The organism is Enterobacter cloacae complex sp. ECL72, from assembly GCF_019056635.1.
Taxonomy (GTDB): domain Bacteria; phylum Pseudomonadota; class Gammaproteobacteria; order Enterobacterales; family Enterobacteriaceae; genus Enterobacter; species Enterobacter hormaechei_C.
In genome coordinates this window covers 1,176,566-1,193,783 of the sequence record NZ_CP077659.1, presented here as the reverse complement: position 1 = coordinate 1,193,783, position 17,218 = coordinate 1,176,566, and the positions used below count along the sequence as shown (strand labels likewise).

General features: G+C 58.9%; 16 protein-coding genes. 10 read left to right on the top strand and 6 right to left on the bottom strand.

Annotated features, from left to right (window positions below; genetic code table 11):
* Positions 1 to 26: 26 nt before the first annotated feature.
* Entirely contained in the window at positions 27 to 860 is an 834-nt protein-coding gene (gene efeU, locus KTH07_RS05570; RefSeq protein WP_023303410.1) for an iron uptake transporter permease EfeU, read from the bottom strand.
* A gap of 251 nt (positions 861 to 1,111) precedes the next feature.
* Between efeU and KTH07_RS05565 the strand changes: the two genes are divergently transcribed.
* Positions 1,112 to 2,296, top strand: a complete 1,185-nt coding sequence (locus KTH07_RS05565; RefSeq protein WP_017384766.1) for a NupC/NupG family nucleoside CNT transporter — start codon at positions 1,112 to 1,114, stop codon at positions 2,294 to 2,296.
* A gap of 72 nt (positions 2,297 to 2,368) precedes the next feature.
* Here the strand turns inward: KTH07_RS05565 and KTH07_RS05560 are convergent, their stop codons facing one another.
* Entirely contained in the window at positions 2,369 to 2,788 is a 420-nt protein-coding gene (locus tag KTH07_RS05560; RefSeq protein WP_023296292.1) for a DUF3574 domain-containing protein, read from the bottom strand.
* 72 nt (positions 2,789 to 2,860) lie between these two features.
* Entirely contained in the window at positions 2,861 to 4,369 is a 1,509-nt protein-coding gene (gene putP, locus KTH07_RS05555; RefSeq protein ID WP_017384768.1) for a sodium/proline symporter PutP, read from the bottom strand.
* A 422-nt stretch (positions 4,370 to 4,791) separates the two neighbouring features.
* Between putP and putA the strand changes: the two genes are divergently transcribed.
* Both putA and KTH07_RS05545 read left to right on the top strand, forming a co-directional pair.
* On the top strand, positions 4,792 to 8,754 hold the full coding sequence (putA, locus tag KTH07_RS05550; protein ID WP_032619949.1) for a trifunctional transcriptional regulator/proline dehydrogenase/L-glutamate gamma-semialdehyde dehydrogenase: 3,963 nt from the start codon (positions 4,792 to 4,794) through the stop codon (positions 8,752 to 8,754).
* 100 nt (positions 8,755 to 8,854) lie between these two features.
* Entirely contained in the window at positions 8,855 to 9,250 is a 396-nt protein-coding gene (locus KTH07_RS05545; RefSeq protein ID WP_017384770.1) for a lysozyme inhibitor LprI family protein, read from the top strand.
* Here KTH07_RS05545 and rutR read toward each other — a convergent pair.
* Positions 9,247 to 9,885 (bottom strand): HTH-type transcriptional regulator RutR, encoded by a 639-nt coding sequence (gene rutR, locus KTH07_RS05540; protein WP_003858090.1) that lies wholly within the window; start codon positions 9,883 to 9,885, stop codon positions 9,247 to 9,249. The two genes, KTH07_RS05545 and rutR, sit on opposite strands and share 4 nt — an antisense overlap.
* A 245-nt stretch (positions 9,886 to 10,130) precedes the next feature.
* Between rutR and rutA the strand changes: the two genes are divergently transcribed.
* Genes rutA through rutG form a run of 7 tightly spaced genes read left to right on the top strand, consistent with a single transcriptional unit; the run spans position 10,131 to position 15,569 of the window.
* Positions 10,131 to 11,222 carry a pyrimidine utilization protein A gene (gene rutA, locus KTH07_RS05535; protein WP_003858092.1) on the top strand — a complete coding sequence of 364 codons (1,092 nt, stop codon included), beginning with the start codon at positions 10,131 to 10,133 and terminating at the stop codon, positions 11,220 to 11,222.
* Positions 11,222 to 11,911: a pyrimidine utilization protein B gene (gene rutB / locus KTH07_RS05530; RefSeq protein ID WP_032619950.1), complete on the top strand. Its 690-nt coding sequence runs from the start codon at positions 11,222 to 11,224 to the stop codon at positions 11,909 to 11,911. Before rutA ends, rutB begins: the two co-directional genes overlap by 1 nt.
* An 11-nt stretch (positions 11,912 to 11,922) precedes the next feature.
* Positions 11,923 to 12,309 carry a pyrimidine utilization protein C gene (gene rutC / locus KTH07_RS05525; RefSeq protein WP_015570870.1) on the top strand — a complete coding sequence of 129 codons (387 nt, stop codon included), beginning with the start codon at positions 11,923 to 11,925 and terminating at the stop codon, positions 12,307 to 12,309.
* Between the two features lie 7 nt (positions 12,310 to 12,316).
* Positions 12,317 to 13,117: a pyrimidine utilization protein D gene (rutD, locus tag KTH07_RS05520; protein WP_217310895.1), complete on the top strand. Its 801-nt coding sequence runs from the start codon at positions 12,317 to 12,319 to the stop codon at positions 13,115 to 13,117.
* A 9-nt stretch (positions 13,118 to 13,126) separates the two neighbouring features.
* Entirely contained in the window at positions 13,127 to 13,717 is a 591-nt protein-coding gene (locus KTH07_RS05515; RefSeq protein ID WP_032619952.1) for a malonic semialdehyde reductase, read from the top strand.
* A gap of 13 nt (positions 13,718 to 13,730) precedes the next feature.
* Positions 13,731 to 14,225: an NADH-dependent FMN reductase RutF gene (gene rutF, locus KTH07_RS05510; protein ID WP_032619953.1), complete on the top strand. Its 495-nt coding sequence runs from the start codon at positions 13,731 to 13,733 to the stop codon at positions 14,223 to 14,225.
* Positions 14,226 to 14,246: 21 nt separating this feature from the next.
* Positions 14,247 to 15,569, top strand: a complete 1,323-nt coding sequence (gene rutG, locus KTH07_RS05505) for a pyrimidine utilization transport protein G (protein WP_017384776.1) — start codon at positions 14,247 to 14,249, stop codon at positions 15,567 to 15,569.
* 110 nt (positions 15,570 to 15,679) lie between these two features.
* On the opposite strand, the gene KTH07_RS05500 is transcribed toward rutG, so the two are convergent.
* Positions 15,680 to 16,600 (bottom strand): DMT family transporter, encoded by a 921-nt coding sequence (locus tag KTH07_RS05500; RefSeq protein ID WP_075606868.1) that lies wholly within the window; start codon positions 16,598 to 16,600, stop codon positions 15,680 to 15,682.
* Between the two features lie 116 nt (positions 16,601 to 16,716).
* Positions 16,717 to 16,887, bottom strand: coding sequence for a general stress protein (locus tag KTH07_RS05495; RefSeq protein ID WP_001273664.1), 171 nt, complete (start codon positions 16,885 to 16,887; stop codon positions 16,717 to 16,719).
* Positions 16,888 to 17,218 lie beyond the last annotated feature (331 nt).

The following is a 17,218-nucleotide window of genomic DNA, read 5'->3' as shown; positions in this document are numbered from 1 at the left end:
AAAGTATGTTGTAACTAAAACAGCACTTACGGCGCTACGCGCGACGTCTGCGAGCCGGTACGCGGCGGCATAGCGAACAGGATCAGCGCCGGAACCAGATAGATAAAGTACATCGCCACTTCGCTGACGCTCGGCGTTTCCTGGTAGCCGAAGATCCCTTCGAGCAGGGTACCGGTCAGTGAATGGGTCGACAGGACGTTGCTGAGATCGAACGCCACGTCCTGGAAGTGGTTCCACAGACCCGCTTCGTGGAAGGCGCGGATCGCCCCTGCCGCCAGCCCTGCGGCCACCAGCAGAATAAACAGGCTGGTCCACTTGAAGAACACCCCCAGGTTAAGACGAATGCCGCCCCAGTAGAGCAGGAAGCCAAGCACAACCGCCGTGGCCAGCCCGAGCACCGCGCCCAGTGGGGGCCAGATGCCCACGTCCTGCTGAAAAGCCGCGAGCAGGAAGAACACAGACTCCAGGCCTTCACGCGCCACGGCGAAAAAGACCATCATGATCAGCGCCCAGCCGTGGTGGTTGCCTTTTTGCAGGGCGTTATCCACCGCCTGCTCAAGCTGTACCTTCACGTTACGGGAGACCTTGCGCATCCAGAACACCATCCAGGTGAGGATCACCACCGCAATCACGGCGACGATCCCTTCAAACAGCTCCTGCTCTTTCTGCGGGAACTCCCCGGTGGTTTCGTTGATGAGGATACCGAGGCCCAGGCAGAGCGCCGCAGCAAGGAAAACCCCAACCCACATGACGCCAATCCAGCGTCCGCGCTGGGTACGCTTCAGATAACTGGCGATAAGGCTAACAATCAGGGCCGCTTCAAGGCCTTCACGTAACATAATGAGAAAAGGAACAAACATGCCGACACCTTAAATGTTTATCGCGGTCAACTGATGCAAAGAAAAGTAAATTCTTGTGATAGTGATTATCATTACGGCAACAAGAAAAACAAGCGAAATGTGTTGCGTTTTGATGACCAGATGTAAACGCATTGCGGAGTAATAATTGCCTGAGTAACCGTTACGTTTATAAGGTATAACGAAAATGCCCATTTACGGTTAACCGGGGCTGTGGCTAAATGTCCGCCTCGAAAACCAACTGAAAATAAGCCATGTTTAAAATTGTCCATTTCCTGCTGGCGCTGGTGATTATTCTTGCGCTCGCCTGGCTGGTGAGTTTCGACCGCCGAAAAATTCGTATTCGTTTCGTTTTACAGCTGATCGTGATCGAAATCGCGCTGGCGTTCTTTTTCCTCCACGCAGAAAGCGGCCTGTTTATTATTAAATACGTTTCCGGTTTCTTTGAGTCGCTGCTTAAATTCGCTGCCGAAGGGACGAATTTTGTCTTTGGCGGGATGGGTGAAAAAGGGCTGGCGTTCATTTTCCTTGGCGTGCTCTGCCCCATTATTTTTATCTCGGCGCTGATTGGTATTCTTCAGCACTGGCGTATTCTGCCGATCTTTATTCGGGTGATCGGGACGCTGCTGTCAAAACTGAACGGCATGGGCAAGCTGGAATCCTTTAACGCGGTGAGTTCGCTGATCCTCGGTCAGTCTGAAAACTTCATTGCCTACAAAGGCGTGCTGGGCGATCTCTCCTCGCGTCGTCTGTTTACGATGGCTGCCACGGCCATGTCGACGGTTTCGCTGTCGATTGTCGGGGCCTATATGACTATGCTCGACGCCAGGTTTGTCGTCGCGGCGCTGATCCTGAACATGTTCAGCACCTTTATTATTCTTTCGGTCATTAACCCGGCCCGCCCGGAAGCGGAGCCGGATATCAGGCTGGAAAAACTGCACGAATCCCAGAGCTTCTTTGAAATGCTGGGCGAGTATATTCTGGCCGGTTTTAAGGTGGCGATGATTATTCTGGCGATGCTGATTGGCTTTATCGCCCTTATTAGCGCCATTAACGCCCTCTTCTCCGGCATATTTGGCATGAGCTTCCAGCAGATTCTGGGTTATGTGTTTTATCCGCTGGCGTGGCTTATTGGTATTCCGCTGAGCGATGCCTTAAGCGCGGGGAGCATTATGGCAACTAAACTGGTGGCGAATGAATTTGTGGCGATGATCGAGCTGCAAAAAATAGCCCATCAAATGTCACCGCGCGGGCTGGGGATTTTGTCCGTGTTCCTGGTGTCGTTCGCTAACTTCGCTTCCATTGGCATTGTGGCGGGGGCAATAAAAGGTCTGAATGAGCAACAGGGTAACGTGGTGTCGCGGTTTGGTTTACGCCTTGTATACGGGGCAACGCTGGTAAGCCTGCTGTCGGCAAGCTTTGCGGGGTTGGTGCTGTAAGTTTTGTGCCCGGCGGCGCTTCGCTTGCACGGGCCTACGATACAACAACGGCGGGTTATCCCGCCGTTTTCATTAAAACTGCACGCACACCGGCTGGTCGACCCGCATCACCGACTCCTGCGCGAAGCGTGATTTATAAATTCCGCGCAACGCTTCGATGTTCTTCTCGCTCTGCGCATCTTTACCGTGGATCAGCATCAATGCCTTGCTCGGCTCGCGCGCCACTTTTCCATCATTCCCCAGCCACTGACCGCGCGCATCAAATACCGTTAAACCATCGCGAAAGCGTGGCGTCACGTCCTGGTCGACAAACTGCTGCCATTCGTTGCCTGTGATTTGCGCCCCGGCAGGACGGTTTAAGCCGAAATAAAGCGTGGTCTGCTGCATCTGATTTTCTGCTTTGCAGGTTTCCACCGCCGCGTGCTGTGCGGGTGCGCTACAGCCCGCCAGCATCACGAATGCTGCCACCATTAACCCTGTTTTAATTCTCATTGATGAAGACTCACATAGGTGAAAGGACTATCCCCTCTCCCCACCGGGGAGAGGGTTAGGATGAGGGGTAAATTACTCAGCCTGGAGCTTAGACGGCGGCGCTGAGTGATAGTGCGCGTCCGCCTCCGCAAAGCGTTTCTGCATAGACGCAGACGGCGCTTTACCCAGCAGGCTAAACACCACGATACCGAGGCTGCCGAAGATGAAGCCCGGAATGATTTCGTACAGGCCCAGCCACGCGAACTGTTTCCAGACGATAACGGTTACCGCACCGATAATCATCCCCGCCAGCGCGCCGTTGCGGGTCATGCGTGACCACAGTACAGAGAACAGCACCACCGGACCAAATGCCGCACCGAAGCCCGCCCAGGCGTAGCTCACCAGCCCCAGGACGCGGTTTTCCGGGTTTGCCGCCAGCGCAATCGCCACCAGCGCAACCACCAGCACCATAAAGCGCCCTACCCACACCAGCTCTTTCTGGCTCGCGCCCTTACGCAGGAACGCTTTGTAGAGGTCTTCGGTGATGGCGCTGGAGCACACCAGCAGCTGACAGCTCAGGGTGGACATCACCGCCGCGAGGATCGCGGAGAGCAGAATACCGGCAATCCACGGGTTGAACAGGATCTGCGCCAGCTCGATGAATACGCGCTCGGCGTTCTGGTTCACCGCGCCCGCCTGCGCCGGGTTGTTGTTGAAGTACGCGATACCGAAGAAGCCGACCGCACACGCCCCCGCCAGACACAGGATCATCCACGTCATGCTGATGCGACGCGCGTGAACGATGGTGTGGTGAGAATCCGCCGCCATGAAGCGCGCCAGAATGTGCGGCTGGCCGAAGTAGCCCAGGCCCCAGCCCATCAGAGAGACGATGGCGACGAAGTTCAACCCTTTCAGCATATCGACGTTTTCGATGCTCTTCTGCTTGATCACTTCCAGCGATTCGCCAAAGCCGCCGACGGTGAAAATGACAATCACCGGAGTCAGGATCAGGGCGAAGATCATCAGGCTCGCCTGCACGGTATCGGTCCAGCTTACCGCCAGGAATCCGCCCACGAAGGTATAGAGGATGGTTGCTGCGGCGCCGGCCCACAGGGCGGTTTCATAGCTCATGCCGAAGGTGCTTTCGAACAGGCGCGCGCCCGCCACGATGCCGGAGGCACAGTAGATGGTGAAGAACAGCAGGATCACCACCGCGGAGATAATGCGCAGGATACGGCTGTTATCTTCAAAGCGTCCGGTGAAGTAGTCCGGCAGCGTCAGGGCGTTGTTGTTGGCTTCGGTGTGCACGCGCAGACGGCCTGCCACCAGCTTCCAGTTAATCCACGCGCCAACGGTCAGGCCGATGGCGATCCAGCTTTCGGAGATACCGGAGATGAAAATCGCGCCCGGCAGCCCCATCAGCAGCCAGCCGCTCATGTCGGAAGCGCCCGCAGAGAGTGCGGTGACCATCGGGCCTAAGCTGCGCCCGCCGAGGATGTAGTCGTCAAAGTTTTTAGTGGAACGCCATGCCAAAAACCCTATCAGGATCATGCCAAAAATATAAACGAGAAATGTCACCAGCATCGGTGTGCTAATAGCCATTCAAATTCTCCAAAATGTCGAGCGACAACCGTCCGGGTTGCCTTGTTATGTCATCACCGGAACGTAGTGATGTGTGTATGTGTTTCCGTTGGGCGCGCTATCCTGCCGTATACGCATCCCACTGACAAACGATTTAACACTGCATTTACATGAATTTCATCCCTGGTTTTATACGTCTTTCCTATAGGTTGCACTCGCTCACGCTTTTACGGGTTGCACCTTTAAAAAGTGTTAAGCACCGCATAAAAACTGGGCTCAGAAACCGCCGCACGTTCTTTTTCACAGCTAACTAATCGTTAACAATCCATTCATTTTCCAGCTTGCAGACCAGGTCACATTTAACACGGTTGCACAAAGTTGCAACATGGTGGATATTTCACGCTATCAACAGAACGCTATTACAGAACAACAGGAGTTTTGGCATGGGGATGACCACCATGGGGGTTAAGCTGGATGACGCTACCCGCGAACGGATTAAAACCGCTGCGACCCGCATCGACCGCACACCGCACTGGTTAATCAAGCAGGCGATTTTTAACTATCTGGAAAGACTGGAGAGTGAAGAAGGTCTGCCGGAGCTGCCTGCCCTGCTGGCGGGTGCAGCGAACGAAAGCGAAGAGGCCGCGACGGCCGTTGAAGAGAACCACCAGCCGTTCCTGGAATTTGCCGAGCAGATCCTGCCGCAGTCCGTCAGCCGTGCCGCCATTACCGGCGCCTACCGCCGTGCCGAAACCGACGCCGTGCCGATGCTCCTGGAGCAGGCGCGCCTGCCGGAAGCCGTTGCCGCTCAGGCGCACAGCCTCGCGTATCAGCTCGCCGACAAGCTGCGTAACCAGAAAACCGCCAGCGGACGCGCCGGTATGGTGCAGGGTCTGTTGCAGGAGTTCTCCCTCTCCTCGCAGGAAGGCGTGGCGCTGATGTGTCTGGCGGAAGCGCTGCTGCGTATTCCGGATAAAGCCACCCGCGATGCCCTGATCCGCGACAAAATCAGTAACGGCAACTGGCACTCCCACATTGGCCGCAGTCCGTCCCTGTTCGTTAACGCCGCCACCTGGGGCCTGCTGTTTACCGGCAAGCTGGTCTCCACCCATAACGAAGCCAACCTGTCGCGCTCTCTGAACCGCATCATCGGCAAGAGCGGCGAGCCGCTGATCCGCAAGGGTGTGGACATGGCGATGCGCCTGATGGGCGAGCAGTTCGTCACCGGGGAAACCATTGCCGAAGCGCTGGCGAACGCCCGCAAGCTGGAAGACAAAGGCTTCCGCTACTCCTACGACATGCTGGGTGAAGCGGCGCTGACCGCCGCCGACGCGCAGGCCTACATGGTCTCTTACCAGCAGGCGATCCACGCCATCGGTAAAGCGTCCAACGGTCGCGGTATTTATGAAGGTCCGGGCATCTCTATCAAGCTTTCCGCCCTGCACCCGCGCTACAGCCGTGCGCAGTACGACCGGGTGATGGAAGAACTCTACCCGCGCCTGAAGTCCCTGACCCTGCTGGCGCGCCAGTATGACATCGGCATCAACATCGACGCCGAAGAGGCGGACCGTCTGGAGATCTCCCTCGACCTGCTGGAAAAACTGTGCTTCGAGCCGGAGCTGGCGGGCTGGAACGGGATTGGTTTCGTTATCCAGGCCTACCAGAAACGCTGTCCGTTCGTCATTGACTACCTGATTGACCTGGCCAGCCGCAGCCGTCGCCGCCTGATGATCCGTCTGGTGAAGGGCGCCTACTGGGACAGCGAAATCAAACGCGCCCAGATGGAAGGTCTGGAAGGTTATCCGGTCTATACCCGCAAGGTCTATACCGACGTCTCTTACCTCGCCTGCGCGAAAAAACTGCTCGGCGTGCCGAACCTGATTTATCCGCAGTTCGCCACCCACAACGCCCACACCCTGGCGGCGATCTACAGCCTCGCGGGTCAGAACTACTATCCGGGCCAGTACGAGTTCCAGTGCCTGCACGGCATGGGTGAACCGCTGTACGAGCAAGTGACCGGTAAAGTGGCCGACGGCAAGCTGAACCGTCCGTGCCGAATCTATGCCCCGGTAGGTACCCACGAGACCCTGCTGGCCTACCTGGTGCGTCGTCTGCTGGAGAACGGGGCGAACACCTCCTTCGTTAACCGCATCGCCGATACCACCCTGCCGCTGGACGAACTGGTGGCCGATCCGGTACAGGCCGTTGAGAAGATGGCGGCGCAGGAAGGCCAGATTGGTCTGCCGCATCCGAAAATTGCCCAGCCGCGCGAGCTGTACGGCGCGGGCCGCGTCAACTCGGCGGGTCTGGATCTGGCGAACGAACACCGTCTGGCGTCGCTCTCTTCCGCCCTGCTTAACAGCGCATTGCAGAAGTGGCAGGCCAGGCCGATCCTTGAGCAGTCCGTTGAGGACGGTGAAATGCAGCCGGTGATCAACCCGGCAGAGCCGAAGGATATCGTCGGCTACGTGCGCGAAGCCACGGAAACGGAAGTGGAGCAGGCCCTGGAGAGCGCGGTGAACAACGCGCCAATCTGGTTTGCCACCCCGCCGCAGGAGCGTGCCGCCATTCTGGAACGCGCGGCGGTGCTGATGGAAGATCAGATGCAGCAGCTTATCGGCATTCTGGTGCGTGAAGCGGGTAAAACCTTCAGCAACGCCATCGCCGAAGTGCGCGAGGCGGTCGACTTCCTGCACTACTACGCCGGTCAGGTGCGCGATGATTTCGACAACGAAACCCACCGTCCGCTCGGCCCGGTGGTGTGTATCAGCCCGTGGAACTTCCCGCTGGCGATCTTCACCGGCCAGATTGCCGCGGCGCTGGCCGCAGGCAACAGCGTTCTGGCGAAACCGGCAGAGCAGACCCCGCTGATTGCCGCCCAGGGCATTAGCATTCTGCTGGAAGCGGGCGTACCGGCGGGCGTGGTGCAGCTGCTGCCAGGGCGCGGTGAAACGGTCGGGGCCAAACTGACCTCCGATAACCGCGTACGCGGCGTGATGTTTACCGGTTCTACCGAAGTGGCCTCCCTGCTACAACGCAACATCGCCACCCGTCTGGATGCGCAGGGCCGTCCTACCCCGCTGATCGCTGAAACCGGCGGCATGAACGCCATGATCGTGGACTCCTCCGCGCTCACCGAGCAGGTCGTCGTTGACGTGCTGGCCTCTGCTTTCGACAGCGCGGGCCAACGCTGTTCCGCCCTGCGCGTACTGTGCTTACAGGATGACGTGGCTGACCACACGCTGAAGATGCTGCGCGGTGCGATGGCGGAATGCCGCATGGGCAACCCGGGCCGTCTCACCACCGACATCGGGCCGGTGATCGACGCGGAAGCCAAAGCCAACATCGAAAACCACATTCAGACCATGCGTGCCAAAGGCCGTCCGGTGTTCCAGGCGGTGCGCGAGAACAGCGAAGATGCCCGCGAGTGGCAGACAGGCACCTTCGTGCCGCCAACGCTGATTGAGCTGGCAAGCTTCGACGAGCTGAAAAAAGAGGTCTTCGGTCCGGTACTGCACGTGGTGCGCTACAACCGTAACAACCTCAACGAGCTGATAGATCAGATCAACGCCTCGGGTTACGGCCTGACGCTTGGCGTGCATACCCGTATCGACGAAACTATTGCCCAGGTGACCGGCAATGCTAAAGTCGGCAACCTGTACGTCAACCGCAATATGGTTGGCGCGGTCGTGGGCGTGCAGCCATTCGGCGGTGAAGGTCTCTCCGGCACCGGCCCGAAAGCGGGCGGTCCGCTCTATCTGTACCGTCTGCTGGCAAACCGTCCGGAAAATGCGCTGGGCGTGACGCTGGCGCGTCAGGACGCGGAATATCCGGTGGATGCGCAGGTGAAAGCCGTGCTGACCCAACCGCTGGACGCGCTGATTAAGTGGGCTGAAAATCGTCCCGAGCTGCATGCGATTGCACAGCAGTACGGCGAGCTGGCGCAGGCGGGAACACAGCGTCTGCTGCCGGGTCCTACCGGTGAGCGCAACACCTGGACGCTGATGCCGCGCGAGCGTGTGCTGTGCGTGGCGGATAACGAGCAGGACGCGCTGGTGCAGCTGGCAGCCGCAACGGCAACGGGCTGTGAGGTGCTGTGGCCGGAAGATGCCCTGCATCGCGACCTCGCCAAACAGCTGCCAAAAGCGGTCTCGGCCCGCATTCGCTTTGCGAAAGCCGATGCCCTGCTGACCCAGCCGTTTGACGCGGTGATCTACCACGGTGATTCCGACCAGCTACGCGAACTGTGCGAGCAGGTGGCGGCCCGCAGCGGCGCGATTGTCTCGGTGCAGGGCTTCGCCCGCGGGGAGACCAACCTGCTGCTGGAGCGCCTGTACGTTGAGCGCTCGCTCAGCGTCAACACCGCGGCGGCGGGAGGTAACGCCAGCCTGATGACAATCGGTTAATCGTGTAAACTCTCCCCGGTGACGCTACGCTTACCGGGGCTACAAAATAGCCCAGGCCGGATAAGCACAGCGTATCCGGCTTTTTTACATGGAGGGGATGATGAAAAGAGTATTTCTCGCAGGTGCAGCCCTGCTCATGAGCGCCAGCGCGCTGGCCGACGAGTGCGATAACGCGACCACCCAGCTTGAACTGAACACCTGTAGCGCGCAGCAGTACCAGGCCGCCGATAAAAAGCTCAACGAGACGTATCAGGCCGCCATCAAACGTGCGGCAGCGCCTCAGCGCGATCTCCTGAAAAAGGCGCAGCAGGCGTGGATTAGCCTGCGCGACGCGGACTGTGCGTTTATCGGTTCGGGTACGGAAGGCGGGAGCGTTCAGCCAATGATTGTTAACCAGTGTCTGGCGGAGAAAACCGCGGAGCGCGAAGCGTTTCTGGCCACGCTGATGCAGTGTGAAGAGGGCGACTTAAGCTGTCCTCTTCCGCCGGGAAACTAGCGCACGCGGATCCCTTCGATAATCATCCGCTGTACGTTTTCCAGGGTGCTCTGGAAAAACGCCTCGTCCTGGAGCGTTTTACCGGTCACCGCCTCGACCTGGGCCGCGAAGTCAGCGTAGTGCTGGGTTGAGGCCCAAATCATGAAGATCAGATGATGCGGATCGACGGGCGCCAGTTTTCCGCTGGCGACCCATCCGGCAATAATGGCCGATTTATCGTCCACCAGCTGCTTTAAATCGCCGGTCAGCTCCGCCTGCAACAGCGGCGCGCCCTGCAACATCTCCAGGCAGAACAGCCTTGATGCCTGCGGGTAATCACGCGATACCTCCAGCTTCAGGCGTATGTACTCCTCTATCGCCACCAGCGGGGCCAGCTCTTCGCGAAACGCCTTGAGAGGTGCCAGCCAGATATCGAGGATCTGCTGCATCACCGCGATATAGAGCGCCTCTTTTGACGGGTAGTAGTAGAGCAGATTGGTTTTGGACACCCCGGCCTGCTCCGCCACCTGCTCAAGGCGCGTACCGTGAATACCAAACTGCGAAAATGTCTCCAGCGCAGCGCTGAGGATCGCCTGTTTCTTGGCGCTCACCGCCTGCGAACGTTTACCGGGTGTTTTCACTGCGCCTTGTGTCATTTTCGCTCTCCATTTTCTGTCCTGCGCTCAGCATAGCAAAACCCCCGTCTCGCCACGACCTTCTGCACCCTCAGCGCGCATGAGTGCCTGTTTTCTGTGCAATGATTTTGACCATCCAGTCCACATTTTCGCTGTTAATTTTAACAACCATCATTTAACACATTAATAACAAAGTGATTTTCAAAACTGGCACTGCCTTTGCAAAAACATCGTGACACCTGCGACGTAATGAAGAGAGGTTCGTGATGAAAATTGGCGTATTTGTACCGATCGGCAACAACGGCTGGCTTATCTCGACCACTGCCCCGCAATACATGCCGACCTTTGAGCTGAATAAAGCCATCGTGCAGAAAGCGGAGCACTACCACTTCGACTTTGCGCTCTCGATGATCAAGCTGCGCGGTTTCGGCGGTAAGACCGAATTCTGGGACCACAACCTGGAGTCTTTCACCCTGATGGCGGGCCTGGCGGCGGTAACCTCGCGCATCCAGATTTACGCCACCGCCGCCACCCTTACCCTTCCCCCGGCAATCGTGGCGCGGATGGCCTCCACCATCGACTCCATCTCCGGCGGGCGCTTTGGCGTTAACCTGGTCACCGGCTGGCAAAAGCCGGAGTACGAGCAGATGGGGATCTGGCCGGGGGACGATTACTTCTCCCGTCGCTACGACTACCTGACTGAATATGTGCAGGTGCTGCGCGATCTGTGGGGCACCGGCAAAAGCGATTTCAAAGGCGACTTCTTCACCATGAACGACTGCCGCGTCAGCCCGCAGCCGTCGGTGCCGATGAAGGTGATATGCGCCGGACAGAGCGACGCGGGAATGGAATTCTCGGCGAAATACGCCGACTTCAACTTCTGCTTCGGCAAAGGCGTTAACACCCCGGCCGCCTTCGCGCCCACCGCGGCACGCATGAAAGCGGCCGCCGACAAAACCGGGCGCGACGTGGGCTCCTACGTGCTGTTTATGGTGATTGCCGACGAAACCGACGACGCCGCGCGCGCCAAATGGGAACGATACAAGGACGGCGCGGATGACGAAGCGCTGAGCTGGCTTACCGAGCAGAGCCAGAAGGATACCCGCTCCGGCGCGGACACCAACGTTCGCCAGATGGCCGACCCGACGTCTGCCGTCAATATCAACATGGGCACCCTGGTTGGCTCGTATGCCAGCGTCGCCAGAATGCTCGACGAAGTGGCTGCCGTGCCCGGCGCCGAAGGCGTGCTGCTGACCTTCGATGATTTTCTCACCGGCGTGGAAACTTTCGGCGAGCGCATTCAGCCGCTGATGCAGTGCCGCGCCCACATCCCTGCCGTGACGAAGGAGGTGGCGTAATGACGACCCTCAACGCTCGCCCGGAAGCCATTACCTTTGACGCGCAGCGCAGCGCGCTGATCGTGGTGGATATGCAAAACGCCTATGCCAGTAAAGGCGGGTATCTGGATCTGGCCGGGTTTGACGTCTCCACCACGCAGCCGGTGATTGAGAACATCAAAACCGCCGTGAGCGCCGCGCGTGCTGCGGGCATGCTGATCGTCTGGTTCCAGAACGGCTGGGACGAGCAGTACGTCGAGGCTGGCGGTCCCGGCTCACCCAACTTTCACAAATCCAACGCCCTGAAAACCATGCGCCAACGGCCCGAACTCCAGGGCACGCTGCTGGCGAAAGGCGGCTGGGATTATCAGCTGGTGGATGAGCTGGTACCGGAACCCGGCGATATCGTGCTGCCGAAACCGCGCTACAGCGGCTTTTTCAATACCCCGCTCGACAGCCTGCTGCGCAGCCGGGGCATTCGTCATCTGGTCTTTACGGGCATTGCCACCAACGTGTGCGTGGAGTCGACCCTGCGCGACGGCTTTTTCCTCGAGTATTTTGGGGTGGTGCTGGAGGATGCCACCCATCAGGCCGGGCCGGATTTTGCCCAGAAAGCCGCCCTGTTCAATATCGAAACCTTTTTTGGCTGGGTCAGTAACGTCAATGATTTCTGCGACGCGCTGGATCCCCCGCTCGCTCGCATCGCCTGAGGAGAACCGCTATGCCGAAATCCGTGATTATTCCGCCGGGCACCAGCACCCCGATTGCCCCGTTTGTCCCCGGCACCCTCGCTGACGGCGTGGTGTATGTCTCGGGCACGCTGCCGTTTGATAAAGATAACAACGTGGTGTTTATCGATGACCCAAAGGCGCAAACCCGCCACGTGCTGGAGACGATCAAAACCGTGATCGAAACGGCGGGTGGGACGATGGAGGACGTGACCTTCAACAGCATCTTTATCACCGACTGGAAAAACTACGCCGCGATTAACGAAATCTACGCGGAGTTTTTCCCCGGCGATAAACCGGCGCGGTTTTGCATCCAGTGCGGGCTGGTAAAGCCCGAAGCGCTGGTTGAAATTGCCACCGTTGCGCACATTGCAAAGTGAGGCGGCCATGAAACTGTCCATTTCCCGGCCCCCCTTTGCGGGTGCGCCCGTGGTGGTGCTGATTGCCGGGCTCGGCGGCAGCGGCAACTACTGGCTGCCTCAGCTCGCCGTGCTGGGGCAGGAGTATCAGGTGGTGTGCTACGACCAGCGGGGCACGGGGAATAATCCGGATCCCCTGCCGGAAGACTACACCCTCGCACACATGGCCGACGAGCTCGCGCTGGCGTTAGCCGGGGCCGGGATCGCCCGTTACTGCGTGGTCGGTCACGCGCTGGGGGCGCTGGTCGGCCTGCGGCTGGCTATCGATAAGCCCGACGCCCTCACCGCGCTGGTCTGCGTCAACGGCTGGCTGACCCTCAATGCCCATACCCGCCGCTGTTTTGACGTTCGCGAACGCCTGCTGCATGCGGGCGGCGCGCAGGCGTGGGTAGAGGCGCAGCCGTTGTTCCTCTACCCGGCAGACTGGATGGCCGCCCGCGCCCCGCGGCTGGAGGCCGAGGACGCGCTGGCGCTGGCCCACTTTCAGGGCAAAGCCAATCTGCTGCGCAGGCTACATGCCCTGAAGCAGGCCGATTTTAGCCGCCACGCGGCACGCGTTCGCTGCCCCGTGCAGATTATCTGTTCCACCGACGATCTGCTGGTGCCGTCCGTCTGCTCCGCTGAACTGCACGCCGCCCTCCCGCACGCCCGCAAAACGGTCATGCGCCAGGGCGGGCATGCCTGCAACGTTACCGCGCCGGACACCTTTAACACTCTGCTGCTGAACGGGCTTGCGAGCCTGCTGCACAGCCCAGAACCCGCTTTGTAAGGAGCTTGAATGAGCGAAGCCATCACGCCCGCCGCGCTGGAAACGCTGTTTACCGGCGCACGTACCCATAACGGCTGGCTGGATATACCGGTCAGTGACGAGACGCTGCGCGAGATTTATGACCTGATGAAATGGGGGCCGACGTCCGCCAACTGCTCACCGGCGCGCATTGTGTTTGTGCGAAGCCCGGAAGGAAAAGAGAAGCTCCGCCCGGCGCTTTCCAGCGGCAACCTGGAGAAAACGCTCACGGCCCCGGTCACGGCGATTGTCGCCTGGGACAGCGAGTTTTATGAGCGCCTGCCTGAACTGTTCCCGCACGGCGATGCCAGAAGCTGGTTTACCGCAAGCCCCGCGCTGGCGGAAGAGACCGCCTTTCGCAACAGCTCAATGCAGGCCGCGTACCTGATTTTCGCCTGCCGCGCGCTCGGGCTGGACACTGGGCCGATGTCGGGTTTTGACCGGGAAAAAGTGGACGCGGCCTTTTTCACGGGCACGCTGCTCAAAAGCAATCTGCTGATTAACATCGGCTATGGCGATATGAGCAAACTGTACGGACGCCTGCCGCGTCTGGCCTTTGACGATGCCTGCGGGCTGGCGTAAATAAGGAGCCATCATGACGACCCTCGATCAACAAACGTTCCGTGATGCCATGGCCTGCGTCGGTGCGGCAGTCAATATCATCACCACCGACGGCCCGGCGGGAAAAGCGGGCTTCACCGCCAGCGCGGTATGCAGCGTAACCGATACCCCGCCCACTCTGCTGGTTTGCCTCAACCGTGGCGCGTCCGTCTGGCCGATTTTCAGCGAGAACCGCACCCTGTGTGTTAATACGCTGAGTGCCGGACAGGAGCCATTATCCAACCTGTTTGGCGGGAAAACGCCGATGGCGGAACGCTTTGCCGCCGCTCGCTGGCAGACAGGCGACACGGGCTGCCCACGTCTGGAAAATGCGCTGGCCTCGTTCGACTGCCGCATCAGCCAGGTGGTGAGCGTTGGCACTCACGACATTCTGTTCTGCGACATTGTATCCATCGTACGCCACCCGGCGCCGCAAGGGCTGGTGTGGTTTGACCGCGGCTATCACGCACTTATGCGACCCGCCTGTTAATCCGCATTCAGGAGACAGATCATGTTCGGACTTCCCCACTGGCAGTTGAAATCGACCTCCACAGAAGCAGGCGTGGTCGCGCCGGATGAAAGGCTCCCGCTCGGGCAGACCATGGTGATGGGCGTGCAGCATGCGGTCGCGATGTTTGGGGCGACGGTGCTGATGCCCATGCTGATGGGGCTGGATCCTAACCTCGCCATTTTGATGTCGGGTATGGGTACCCTGCTGTTCTTTTTTGTCACCGGCGGGCGTGTGCCCAGCTATCTGGGCTCCAGCGCCGCCTTCGTTGGGGTGGTCATTGCAGCGACCGGGTTTAACGGTCAGGGTATTAACCCCAACCTGAGCGTGGCCCTCGGCGGCATTATCGCCTGTGGGCTGGTCTACACCCTGACCGGTCTGGTGGTGATGAAAGTCGGCACGCGCTGGATCGAGCGAATGATGCCCCCCGTCGTCACCGGGGCGGTGGTGATGGCGATAGGCCTGAACCTCGCGCCGATTGCGGTGAAGAGCGTATCCGGCTCGCCGTTTGAAAGCTGGATGGCGGTGATAACGGTGCTGTGCATCGGCGTGGTGGCGGTCTTTACGCGCGGCATGATCCAACGGCTGCTGATCCTGGTCGGGCTGATTGCGGCCTGTCTGGTCTACGCGCTGCTGGCGAACGTGTTCGGTCTCGGCAAACCGGTTGATTTCACACTGATTCACCAGGCCGCCTGGTTCGGCCTGCCGCAGATGACCTCCCCCACCTTTAACGCTCAGGCGATGATGCTCATCGCGCCTGTCGCGGTGATTCTGGTGGCTGAAAACCTGGGCCACCTGAAAGCCGTAGCGGGAATGACCGGGCGCAATATGGATCCGTATATGGGGCGGGCGTTTGTGGGAGACGGTCTGGCGACCATGCTCTCCGGCTCGGTCGGCGGCAGCGGCGTGACGACCTACGCGGAAAACATCGGCGTGATGGCTGTGACCAAAGTCTACTCGACGCTGGTCTTCGTGGCGGCGGCGGTGATGGCGATGCTGCTCGGCTTTTCCCCGAAATTCGGCGCATTGATCCACACCATCCCGGCCCCCGTGATTGGCGGCGCCTCGATTGTGGTATTTGGTCTGATTGCCGTGGCGGGGGCACGCATCTGGGTGCAGAATCATGTTGATCTGAGCCAGAACGGTAATCTGATCATGGTGGCGGTGACGCTGGTGCTGGGGGCGGGTGATTTCGCCCTGACGCTGGGCGGGTTTACGGTGGGCGGGATTGGCACGGCGACCTTCGGCGCGATCCTGCTCAACGCCCTGCTGAGCCGCCGGAAAAGGGATGTACCGCAAGGAAAAGCCATCACCCCCTCCACCTGAAATACGTGCCGCTTTCTTGCCGGGTGACGCTACGCTTACCCGGCCTACAATTGGCAAGTAGGCCCGCGCAAGCGAAGCGCCGCCGGGCTAAACGGGCAGGCTGCGCGTTATTAGCTATCTGCCCCTTGTTCAGCGCTCAATCCGGCAGTCGCCTTACGTCGTTTTTTTAACTTCAACTCGCTCACCAGCACCCCGGCGATAATAAACGCCGCGCCCACCAGCGCCAGCAGGGGCATACGCTCCCCGGCGAGTCGCCCGAAAATACCCGCCCATACCGGTTCACCGGTATAAATGACCGTCGCCCGAGTTGGGGATACGCTGCGCTGCGCCCAGTTCATGGTGACCTGGATAATGGCGCTGAAAATGCCCAGCCCCAGCGCCACGACGATAAGCCCGGTAGACATCGGCGGGACGGACTCCCCTGCCGGCACCATCGTCGCGAACGCCACCAGCGACGCGGTGGTAAGCTGCACCACCGTCACCCGCTTGACGTCCACTTTTCCTGCCCAGGCGCTAATCAGGATAATTTCTGCCGCAATGGCGACGGCCCCCACCAGAGTGATGATCTCCCCCGGCCCCAGCGCCAGCAGATTATTTTCCGGCCCGGCTAATAAAATAAGGCCGATGAACGCCAGCACGATGCCAATGCACGACATCAAGCCCGGCATTCTGCCGAGGCACAACCACTGCAACAGCGGCACCAGCGTTACGTACATGGCGGTGATGAAGGCGGATTTACTGCTGGAGATAGACTGGAGCCCCCACGTTTGCAGGCTGTAGCCCATGGCAATCGCCACGCCAATGGCGACACCCGCTTTAAGCTCTCTCAGGGTCAACCCGCGCAGGGTTTTCAGCGAAATAAGCGCCACGGCAATCGCCGCGGTTGCAAAGCGCAGCCCCACGAAGAAAAACGGATCGCTCATCGTGACCGCGTACTGAACGGCAAGAAAGGTTCCGCCCCAGAACATGGTGATCAAAATCAGGATGGCTTCCTGAGGCTTAATGGAGAAGGTAAAACGGGAAACGGACATGGGACACCAGCACGAAGAATCAATCCTGTAGTGTGCGATGCCTTTGATGACAGTTCAATGTAGCAGACATAAAAAAACCGCCGGGAAACCCGGCGGCAGGGAGTTAACCCGGCGTACTACTTGTTGCTGCCGTGGCTATTTTTACCCCCTTTTTTACCAGCCTCTGATGCGCGCTGAGGGTCGTTTTTAAAGTTGCCCCCGCTAGACTGGCCACCTTTACGACCTGCTTCTGATGCTCTTTCACGGTCTTCAGCGAAATTACCTGAACCACCACGATGGTTTGCCATCTCTAACCTCCAGAGTGTGAAACATTAGACATCATATTGCATTCAGTAAAAGAGGATTCTTTCACCTCGCGGCTCAAGGACAGTGCCTTTATCTGTGCCGCGTGAAACTAAGCTTAGTGTAATGCGGCTATCCGGCAAGCGAGAGGTAATATTCTGCAACATGATCTCAGCCTTTCGTATGAAATGTCGGGGAAGTCATTCATAAGCCGTTCTTATATTTTGAAAAATCCGCGCCGCGAAAGTTGTTTCATTTTGCTACAAGGCGCATAACCAAAAGATATTGTTATATATCAAAGAAATGCCGTTCATTTTTGCAGTCTGGCTGTGATGT